This window comes from Alteromonas sp. ALT199, from assembly GCF_018619335.1.
In the GTDB taxonomy this organism is placed as follows: Bacteria; Pseudomonadota; Gammaproteobacteria; order Enterobacterales; family Alteromonadaceae; genus Alteromonas.
Map to the genome: position 1 here is coordinate 46,165 of NZ_JAHHDX010000077.1, position 10,116 is coordinate 56,280.

Consider the following 10,116-nt stretch of genomic DNA (forward strand, 5'->3'; position numbering starts at 1 on the left):
GTATCGTAAATACTGGTGTTTGTTTATCCACATTCGTTAAACGGATTTAATAAAATTACATGTTGCGACTTTTTCAAACACTTCAGGCACGTATAATCCTACTCATCGTAGTGACCGCTATACCTGGGTTATTTGGCATCTTCTACAACGCTTATGCTGAAAGAGAAAAAGCGATAAACTCAGCCATAAACCAAGCAATTAATACCGCAAGAACACACTCTAAAATTCAATCAAAAATAATAAATGAAACGCGTGCTTTCCTTCATAACTTAGCGCAATTTGATGCAGTACAACAACCTAGCTCTGAACAATGCAGCCGTTTTCTAGCTAACGTAATTAAAGTAAACAGCAATTATGTTAATTTAGGCGTTCCCGATAAAAACGGTAACCTACTGTGTAATGCACAGCCCTTAAAGCACTCAGTAAACGTATACGACCGCCCATACATAAAAAAAGCACTCACCACTCGAAGTTTTTCAATTGGCGAGTTTCAAATAGACCGTGCGACCAAGTTAACGAGTATCAATTTTGCCTATCCCGTTTTGGATTCCAAGCGAGGTAATTTAGTTGGCGTGGCTGTAGCCGTTATATCCTTAGACTGGTGGAATGAAATACTTTCTGAGTCTTACCTACCTATTAATACAGTTGCCTATATAACCGACAGCCAAAATAAAATTTTAGCGACTTTTCCAACAAGTAATAACCTTTTAGGCACGGCGCTGGACATTCAAGACAACACGAGTAGATATAAAAATGCGGTGTCAGAAGGCTACGCTTTCTTAAGCGATGGCCCTTATCAAAGAGTTTTCGTAAAGCACCCCATGTTTGATAATGGTCAACATATCAATATTACTATTGGTATTCCGCTAAAACATGTATTTGAGAATATTGATAAAAGACTTTTAAAAACCTCTCTAATCTTGACCTCTGTCGTTTTACTCTTCGTCTGCGTTTCAGTTTGGCTCATAAGAAGGAATGTTTTAATACCAATAAAAACGCTTCTTCAGTCCACTAAAGCACTTGCCCAAGGCAAAGAAATTAATAACACCACACCTAATGGCAGTATAGAGCTAAAAAAATTACAACAACGTTTTACACAGATGGCTAAAACGCGGTTAGACGCAGAAAAAAAAATGGTGGATAGTCAAGTTTCGCTCCAGAAAAGTAGAGACATGTTGGCTAGTCATATTGAAAATACGCCCTTGGGCTGCGTTACTTGGAACACGGACTTTATTTGTATTGATTGGAACAAATCGGCTGAATCAATTTTTGGTTTTAGCAAAAATGAAGCCATAGGAAAGCATGCATCTGAACTAGTTGTACCATCAGAACTACGAGATGAAATTGATAGTGTATTCACGCTATTGCTTGAGGGAAAAAAACCGGTTCGCAAAGTAAATGACAATGTTACTCGTTTGCTAGAAACCATTACCTGTGAATGGTACAGCACGCCAATTTTAGACTTCTCTGGAAATGCCATAAGTGTAATGTCTCTAGTGCAGGACATCACAAAGAATAAACGTATGGAGGACAAACTTCGGCTGTCGGCTAGCGTTTTCTTGCACGCCAAAGAAGGCATATTTATCACAGACGGTAACGCCAACATTATTGATGTAAACAAAACGTTCGAGGAAATAACGGGTTACTCGCGCACCGAAGTTTTAGGTAAAAACCCAAATATGTTTAAGTCGGACAAACAATCTGCTGAGTTTTATGCTGAACTATGGGCGTCAATTACCAATGAGGGTTACTGGACAGGAGAAATTTGGAACAGGAGAAAGAATAACGAAATCTACGCCCAGCTGTTGACGATTAGCGCCGTCAAAGACGCTCACGGTGATGTGCAAAATTACATTGCTATCTTCAGCGATATTTCTGAGTCTAAACAGCAGCAATATCGCTTAGAGCAAATGGCACATTATGACGTGCTCACTAGCCTACCCAACCGTTCCCTTCTGGCTGAACGTTTAGACAAAGCACTGCTTGATTCCCAGAAAGACTGTAAGTTTGTTGCGGTTGTTCTCCTTGATTTAGATGGCTTTAAAGAAATAAATGATAACTTTGACCACAGTATTGGCGATGAACTTCTTGTTACCCTCTCAAAACGCTTTAAAAGCACTTTGCGCGATACCGATACAATCTCTCGCTTCGGTGGCGATGAATTTGTGGCCGTGCTTGCGAATCTAGAGCAAGCTAACGACTTTATGAATATCGTAAGAAATATGCTAAAAGAGGCCTCTAAGCCGGTAATTTACCAAGACCACAAATTAAAAGTATCTGCAAGTATAGGTGTTACTGTTTACCCCACTGATAACACTGATGCCGACCAGCTAATTCGACACGCAGATCAAGCTATGTATCTAGCAAAGCAAAAAGGAAAGAACTGCTTTCACTTGTTCGATATAGAGTCAGAAGACGCGATTAAAGTGCGGCACGAATTACTTCAGCGTATATCTAGAGCGCTGTTAGAAGAAGAATTTGAACTTTACTATCAACCCAAAGTGAATATGCGTTCGAAAGCTGTGATTGGAGTAGAAGCTTTAATCCGTTGGCAGCACCCTGAACGCGGGTTACTTGCTCCCAATGAATTTTTACCGGCTATCGAAAACCACCAAATTAGCATTGAAATTGGGGAGTGGGTTATAAGAGAATCACTGCGTCAACACGAGTTATGGAAACGAGAAGGCATCGACCTCAAAATTAGTGTCAATATTTCTGCGTTACAGATTAAGCAACGAAATTTTCCATCTCGTCTCGCCCACTTACTATCTGAAACGCTGCATACTCCCCCCTCATCGTTACAGCTGGAAGTACTTGAAACCAGCGAGTTAGGCGATATCAATCGTGTAGCAGAAATAATGGATAAATGTGTATGTTTAGGTGTTAAATTTGCCATAGACGACTTCGGTACGGGTTATTCATCTCTTACCTATTTAAGACGTTTGCCTGCTGAAGTTATCAAAATTGACCAAAGTTTTGTGCGCGATATGCTGGTAGACCCTGAAGACGAAACCATTGTTAAGGGGGTAATAGCATTGGCTAAATCTTTCAACCGCGACGTTATTGCTGAAGGTGTAGAAACCCGTGAACATGGCGCAACATTAATAGCTTTAGGTTGTGAACTCGCTCAAGGCTACGGTATCGCGCGCCCGATGCCTGCTAACAACTTATCGATATGGTTACAACAGTGGGCAGCAAACAAAGAATGGGAAGCCATATAGAAACGGGGGAACTTTCAACGGCCCCTGTTGTAATCATCAAACAAAGTTGGATAAAGCTCAGGCAACGCACACCAACTATTAATGACTGGAACCTCGCCAAAGGAATTAGACTGCTTTCCCTCAAAGTGGCTGGCGCCGGTGTATTTTACAACCTTCATTCCAGCGCTTAACGCTCCAATTATTCCTGCATCAGAATCTTCTATGACTAGGCATTTTTCAGGTAATACGCCCATTTTCTTTGCCGCCAATAGAAAAATATCAGGCGCAGGCTTCCCTCTTGTAACCTCAGCACTTGTGGTTATATCGCTATTAAAAATGCTGTCTAGTGCCGTTGTTTTTAAAGAAAAAGCCACTCGCTCGGGATGGCTGCTTGTCGCTATACATTTGGGCAAAACGAGACGATGCAATAAATCTTCCAAACCATTAGTTGGCGCAAGCTCTTCGGCAAATACGGCCAGTAACGCAGTTAAATAATCATCCCTAAACGCTACGGGAAGGCTGATATCAAAATCTTCCGCAATTTGCGCTTTTGCAGAATCATAACTTTTACCTAAAAAGTGCCTATCAAAGTAATCGCCATCTATTTTTACGCCAAGGTCCTGTAGCATAGAGATAAGCACGCTCTTGCACAAAATTTCACTGTCAATAAGTACTCCATCACAGTCAAAAATAACCAACTCTATATCGGTGTATGTTGCTGTTGGCTTTTTCTGTTCCATGTTTATTCCTTGCTTTTCCTAACCGTTGTTACACATATATCTTGTGCCATTACGCGCTACCGTTATTTATTCAATAGCGTTGTTAACCGTGTTTTCGATGTTTCATATATTGATGTGAAAAGGTGAAAGGCCTTATTTACACAAAAACTCGCATATGATGAAAGTGCTCAAAAAATAGAGCACTTGCGATGTATAAATTAGGGCCTAATATTCAATTTCCAAGCAATACCACTATGCTGCTGAAGACGGGTGTTCTTCCCCCCACGACAACTCGGGGATTGTTACGCCATCTTTGTCGAAGTACATGATTTTTTCTTCAGCTGCCGCCAAGTGAATGATATCACCATAAGCGACTTTACAATCTCCATCAGCTTTCACTGTTAATGTACCGACACCGTCAACATGAACATGTAAAAAGGTTTCAGATCCTAAGTGTTCAATCACGCCAACTCTGCCGGTCCACAAGCCCTCTTCTTCTGTTATCTTGAAGTGCTCTGGACGAACACCCAAGCTGCACGTTGGGTCGCCCGCTTTAGCATCTACGCTAATAAAGTTCATTTTTGGTGAGCCGATAAAGCCTGCCACGAATTGGTTTACTGGCTTTTGATAAAGCTCTAAAGGCGTACCTACTTGTTCGATAATACCGCCATTGAATACCGCAATTCGGTCGGCCATGGTCATGGCTTCAACTTGATCGTGAGTAACATAAATCATGGTGGTATCTAAGCTTTTATGAAGCTCAGATATTTCAAGGCGCATGTTCACGCGAAGTGACGCATCTAGGTTCGACAGTGGCTCATCAAACAAGAACGCTGAAGGCTGGCGTACTATAGCTCGACCGATAGCAACACGCTGACGCTGCCCGCCCGAAAGCTGACCCGGCTTACGGTCAAGGTAGTCGGTAAGGTTAAGCATTTTCGCCGCTTTTTCAATTTTCTGCTCAATGATTGCAGGCTCCACTTTCGCTTGTTTTAGTGGAAACGCAATGTTGTTTCTTACCGACATATGAGGGTAAAGGGCGTAAGACTGAAACACCATAGCCAAACCCCGCTGAGCTGGCGGCATGTCTGTCGCGTCCTGGTTATCAATTTCGATAGTACCGCTTGTGGTGTCTTCAAGGCCCGCAATCATACGTAGTAAGGTTGACTTACCACAACCCGACGGTCCAACAAACACGATGAATTCACCGTCTCGAATTTCTAAATCCAGCGGCTTAATCACGTTAACGTCGCCGAAGCTCTTTGTTACTTGTTTTAAGGTAATACTTCCCATTTTGAAGCTCTCCTATTTAACTGCGCCGAAGCTTAAGCCGCGCACTAACTGTTTCTGACTAAACCAACCAAGAATAAGAATTGGCACCACGGCCATGACTGAGGCGGCTGATAGTTTTGCGTAAAATAACCCCTCTGGGCTTGAGTAACTGGCGATAAATGCTGTTAAAGGCGCTGCGTTAGCCGCTGTAAGAATGAGTGTCCAAAATGCCTCGTTCCATGCCAAGATAACGTTTAACAATAATGTTGACGCAATCCCTGGTAGCGCTATCGGCAACAGCACCTGAAAGATCTCTTGCTTTATTCCAGCGCCATCCATACGTGCAGCTTCTAAGATTTCATTAGGGATTTCCCTAAAATAGGTATAAAGCATCCACACCATGATAGGCAGGTTGATAAGCGTCATTACAATGACCAAACCAATGCGTGTATCTAGTAATCCAAAATCGCGAAATAGCAGGTAAATAGGAATTAACACGCCTACCGGTGGAAGCATCTTGGTAGAGAGCATCCACTTAAGTAGGTTCTTTGTGCGCTTAGTTTGAACAAAGGCCATCGACCAAGCTGCTGGAATAGCAATAAGCAACCCAAGAAGACTAGCCCCAAGCGAAATCACAACCGAGTTCATGAAATGGTCGAAATAAGGAGACCGAGAAAGTACTTCAGCATAGTTCTCCAGCGTCCAATCGAACATAAACAAACGAGGCGAAGCAGAAATGGCCTCTGACTCAGTTTTAAAGCTTGTAATAATCGTCCAAAGAATGGGGAAGAAAATCATCCCGCTCACTGTCCACGCCGCAAGGGTGTAGATAAGTTTTGATTTATTCGTATCTTTAATCGCCATTACTTATCCCTCTAAGTTCTTGCCAATAAGGCGCATTAGGAAAATAGCGACTATGTTGGCAATGACCACTGCCACAATGCCGCCTGCAGAACCACCGCCTACATCAAACTGAAGAAGCGACTGGGTATAAATAAGGTAAGTAATATTGGTCGATGAATATCCAGGGCCACCGCTGGTCGTTACTAAAATTTCAGCGAAAATCGATAGCAAGAAAATCGTTTCAATTAAAATTACTGCCGTAACCGCGCGAGAAAGGTGAGGTAACACGATATATACAAACTTGCTCCATGGACCGGCACCGTCAAGGTCTGCCGCTTCTAGTTGCTCTCGGTCAAGCGATTGAATAGCAGTAAGTAAAATCAGTGCAGCAAACGGTAGCCACTGCCACGACACAATGATAATTATTGATAGCAAAGGCAGTTGTGCAAAAAAGTCGATAGGGGTTACGCCAATGAACTCAGCGAAGTGAGCAAACAGACCATTCACTGGGTTCATGAACATGTTTTTCCATACCAGCGCCGATACTGTAGGCATAACGAAAAATGGCGCAAGTACCATAATGCGTACGTAGTTTCGCCCCCATATTGCCTGGTCTAATAAAACCGCTAAGCCAATTCCGCCACAAATAGTGATAAACAACACACCGCCTACCAGCAGCAGGGTGTTAAAAAATGACTCGATAAACGCGGGGTCAGTTAAAAAGAACTCGTAGTTGAGAAAGCCGATAAATTCGTTATCGCCCGGCATTAGCAAGTTATAGTCTAATACCGAGAAATAAAGGGTCATGCATAGAGGCACGATCATCCATGCTAAAAGCAAAGAGACCGAAGGGAAAAGCATGATTTTGGCTAAAGTACGAGATTGTGTGGTCGCCATGACTAGCCCTCTTATAATTATTAAATGGGAAAGTGCGATAGAGCACTTTCCCTATGGTTAACGCTGGTTATTTTGGGTAACGTGCTTTGCGCATAGCGCGTTCAACTAAACGCTGTGAGCTTTGCAGAGCTTGGTCTACCGTCATACGACCGGTTAGTGCTGCGCTAAACTGCTGACCTACCGCAGTGCCAATACCTTGGAACTCAGGAATTGCGACAAACTGAATACCTACGTAGGGTACAGGCTCTACTGTTGGATTTTTCGGATCTGCAGAATTAATTGAATCTAAGGTAATTTGTGCAAACGGCGCAGCTTCTAAATAAGCGTCGTTCTCATATAGTGAGGTACGTGTGCCCGGAGGGACATTCGCCCATCCTTTTTTGTCTGCAACAAGGTTTGAATAACCTTTTGATGTTGCCCAGCTAATGAACTTCATTGCCGCATCGGTTTTCTTACTGCTTGATGGGATTGCTAAAGTCCAGGCCCATAGCCAGTTTCCGCGTTTACCCAAACCGTTATCTGGCGCTAGCGCGAAACCTACTTTGTCGGCAACTTCAGAGTCTTTCTCGTTAGTTACAAAGCCACCCGCTACTGTAGCGTCAATCCACATGCCGCATTTGCCGGTTTGAAAGAGCGCTAAATTTTCGTTAAAACCATTGGCTGAAGCGCCAGGAGGACCGTATTTATCCATCACATCTACGTAGTACTCTAACGTATCTTTCCACGCTTTAGAGTCGAACTGCGGCTTCCAGTTTTCATCGAACCAGCGAGCACCAAAGGAGTTAGACATTGAGGTTAATAGCGCAATGTTTTCGCCCCAACCGGCTTTACCGCGAAGACAAATGCCGTATACACCAGCATCTTTATCGGTCATTGCTGCAGCGGCTTTTTTGATAAAGCTCCATGTAGGCGCTTTTGGCATTTCTAAGCCCGCTTTTTCCATTAGGTCGGTGCGATACATCACCATTGAACTTTCACCATAAAACGGCGCAGCATAAAGCTTATCGTTTACTGAAAGACCGCTGCGAATTGCGGGCAATAAGTCATCAATATCGTAATCGTCACCTAGCCCGTTAAGTTCAGTAAGCCAACCCTGCTTGCCCCAAATCGGTACTTCATAGGTGCCTATCGTCATTACATCGTATTGACCACCGCTAGTAGCAACGTCAGTAGTAACGCGCTGACGAAGAATGTTCTCTTCTAGCGTTACCCATTTAAGGTCAATATCAGGGTGCTGCTTTTCAAACTCGCTGCTAAGCGACTTCATAGTGATCATGTCGCCATTATTTACTGTAGCGATAGTGATAGTTTCTGCCTGCGCTGCCGCATTAATAGTTAGTGCGCTGGCTATTATCAAAGATAGTTTTTTTAACATCGGGTCTCTCCCCTTTGTACTCTTTTCAGATATGACTTTCCCCTCCCCGCCCAAATTGGGTTAACGCGGGGATAAGAAAATCAGAGGTATTAAAGTAAATTAGGTGGTTAGACAGCGAAGCAACTCAGTGCCTAACCTTTTTGGTTAAAACTCGGCTAGCGATTAAAACTTAACTGAAATTTCAGAAGTTAGGCCGTCGAAACCAGCACCAATCTGACCACCAGAATTAACGCCTTCGTCTTGGTCTACGTATTCCACTTTCCAAAGGGTGCGGTCGTTAATCCAATAGCCCGCAGATACCTGTAAACGGGTTACGTCGTTATCTGTTTGCTCAATAAGGTCTGACGTATTTTCAGATTCTGCATAACGTGCAGCAACATAGAGCTTCTCTGGAATGATGTACTGCTGCGCTTCTACAACCCAGTACTCGACTGACGAATCAGCTTCAATGACTTGGTTAGAATCGAACGTAGTACCGGTTGGGTCTAACACGCCTTCATTACCGAAGTAAGTGATACCTGCAACAGCATTACCGTCTACGTCTGCAAATGTATAATCATCAGTTGCTTTACCTAGCATTAAAATAACGCTGGTTTGGTCGCTTGGCTGATACGCCAAGTTAAGCTGCATAATTGATTGATTAAGTCCAGGTAGTGCGCCTACGTGAGTATCACGTTCACTGGAGGCAGACGCAGAAAAGTTATAGTTTTCACCGTCACCAAAACGATAGTTGGTCGTGGTAACGCCATCTAAGCTGGCTAAACCATTTTCGAATACAAGTTGATCCCCTTGATTAGCATTGAAGAAGTTAAGTCCGGCTTTAAAACCACCCTCAAATTCCAAGGTACCTTGCAAGCGGTAGTTGTAACCACGCTCTTCTTGGAAAGCTTCACCAAAGCTTGACGTAGTCATGTGACCCGCCACATTGTATGAGCGAAGAATTCCGCTATCGAAGGTTTCGGTATAGCTTAGTTGAATACCGTTTTCGGCAGTGGCGTAGTCGTTAATGCCGTTACCGATAAGTGCGTTACCTTGGTTGTCCGCACCGTCTTGGAAACCTTTAAACTGGAAAGGAGAAGCACCAATGTTGCCTACTCGTAAAATAAGGCTAGCGTTCTCTTTTTCATAGCCAGTCAAACCAAGCATATCAAATTCAACACCGGCAAAATCTTGGTGAAATGAGAAGTCTCTGTCTCCATTATTACCGAAGTCATTAGGCTCTTCTGCAATATCAATATCGGCAGTAATATTTTCGGTAATTTTGAACTTAAACATTAAGTTAACGCGAAGACGACCGAAACCGTCAGACTGGGTTTCATCCTCTGGGCGGAACGCACCGTCTTTGGCTTGGATAGCCTGATAATTCTGCATAGCTAAGAAGTTAACTTGAACTCGACCATCAAGAAATTCGTTGGGTTCACTAGGTGGTACATACATCGGCTTTTCTTGGCTTAGCTCTTGCGCTATACCTAACGTCGGCACGGTTGCAGCCATTACAGCGGCAGCAATCAAACTCAGAGATGCTCGTTTCGAGTACTTGGTTAGTTGCGCCATGTCGTTCGTTGTATTTAGTCCCATTGTGAACCCTCTTTTATTCTTTCGTAATTGTGTGGAGTGTAATTTTTGAAGAGTCTTCGTATCTTGGAGAGGTCGGGAAAAACATCACTAAAACCCAAATGCTCACACAAAGATCAAATGCTCAACATGCGAGAATATGACCATTATTTGTTACCCTCGTCAACCAAAAAATTAACAAGTTTTTATCAAAGATTCGATAGAAACACTTAAAATTTTAATTTAATTGAGGTTT

Annotated in this window: 7 protein-coding genes; 1 reads left to right on the forward strand and 6 read right to left on the reverse strand. The window is 43.1% G+C overall.

What is annotated here, in order from left to right; all coding sequences use genetic code 11:
• Window positions 1–59 precede the first annotated feature (59 nt).
• Window positions 60–3,221, forward strand: a complete 3,162-nt coding sequence (locus KL866_RS07975; protein ID WP_214994493.1) for an EAL domain-containing protein — start codon at window positions 60–62, stop codon at window positions 3,219–3,221.
• Window positions 3,222–3,235: 14 nt separating this feature from the next.
• Here the strand turns inward: KL866_RS07975 and KL866_RS07980 are convergent, their stop codons facing one another.
• From KL866_RS07980 to KL866_RS08005, 6 genes are all read right to left on the reverse strand, one after another.
• Window positions 3,236–3,940, reverse strand: coding sequence for an HAD family phosphatase (locus KL866_RS07980; RefSeq protein ID WP_214994496.1), 705 nt, complete (start codon window positions 3,938–3,940; stop codon window positions 3,236–3,238).
• Between the two features lie 231 nt (window positions 3,941–4,171).
• A complete protein-coding gene (locus tag KL866_RS07985; RefSeq protein ID WP_025254160.1) occupies window positions 4,172–5,212 on the reverse strand; it encodes an ABC transporter ATP-binding protein in 1,041 nt (346 codons plus the stop codon).
• A gap of 12 nt (window positions 5,213–5,224) precedes the next feature.
• Window positions 5,225–6,055 (reverse strand): carbohydrate ABC transporter permease, encoded by an 831-nt coding sequence (locus tag KL866_RS07990; protein ID WP_214994498.1) that lies wholly within the window; start codon window positions 6,053–6,055, stop codon window positions 5,225–5,227.
• Window positions 6,056–6,058: 3 nt separating this feature from the next.
• Window positions 6,059–6,931, reverse strand: coding sequence for a carbohydrate ABC transporter permease (locus tag KL866_RS07995; protein ID WP_025254158.1), 873 nt, complete (start codon window positions 6,929–6,931; stop codon window positions 6,059–6,061).
• A 67-nt stretch (window positions 6,932–6,998) separates the two neighbouring features.
• On the reverse strand, window positions 6,999–8,306 hold the full coding sequence (locus tag KL866_RS08000) for a sugar ABC transporter substrate-binding protein (RefSeq protein ID WP_025254157.1): 1,308 nt from the start codon (window positions 8,304–8,306) through the stop codon (window positions 6,999–7,001).
• 162 nt (window positions 8,307–8,468) lie between these two features.
• On the reverse strand, window positions 8,469–9,743 hold the full coding sequence (locus KL866_RS08005) for a hypothetical protein (protein WP_214994500.1): 1,275 nt from the start codon (window positions 9,741–9,743) through the stop codon (window positions 8,469–8,471).
• Window positions 9,744–10,116 lie beyond the last annotated feature (373 nt).

Bases quoted from the DNA above. Each gene is read 5' to 3' on its own strand.
- KL866_RS07975 (WP_214994493.1), top strand. From the start codon at position 60: ATGTTGCGACTTTTTCAAACACTTCAGGCACGTATAATCCTACTCATC.
- KL866_RS07980 (WP_214994496.1), bottom strand. From the start codon at position 3,940: ATGGAACAGAAAAAGCCAACAGCAACATACACCGATATAGAGTTGGTT.
- KL866_RS07985 (WP_025254160.1), bottom strand. From the start codon at position 5,212: ATGGGAAGTATTACCTTAAAACAAGTAACAAAGAGCTTCGGCGACGTT.
- KL866_RS07990 (WP_214994498.1), bottom strand. From the start codon at position 6,055: ATGGCGATTAAAGATACGAATAAATCAAAACTTATCTACACCCTTGCG.
- KL866_RS07995 (WP_025254158.1), bottom strand. From the start codon at position 6,931: ATGGCGACCACACAATCTCGTACTTTAGCCAAAATCATGCTTTTCCCT.
- KL866_RS08000 (WP_025254157.1), bottom strand. From the start codon at position 8,306: ATGTTAAAAAAACTATCTTTGATAATAGCCAGCGCACTAACTATTAAT.
- KL866_RS08005 (WP_214994500.1), bottom strand. From the start codon at position 9,743: ATGTATGTACCACCTAGTGAACCCAACGAATTTCTTGATGGTCGAGTT.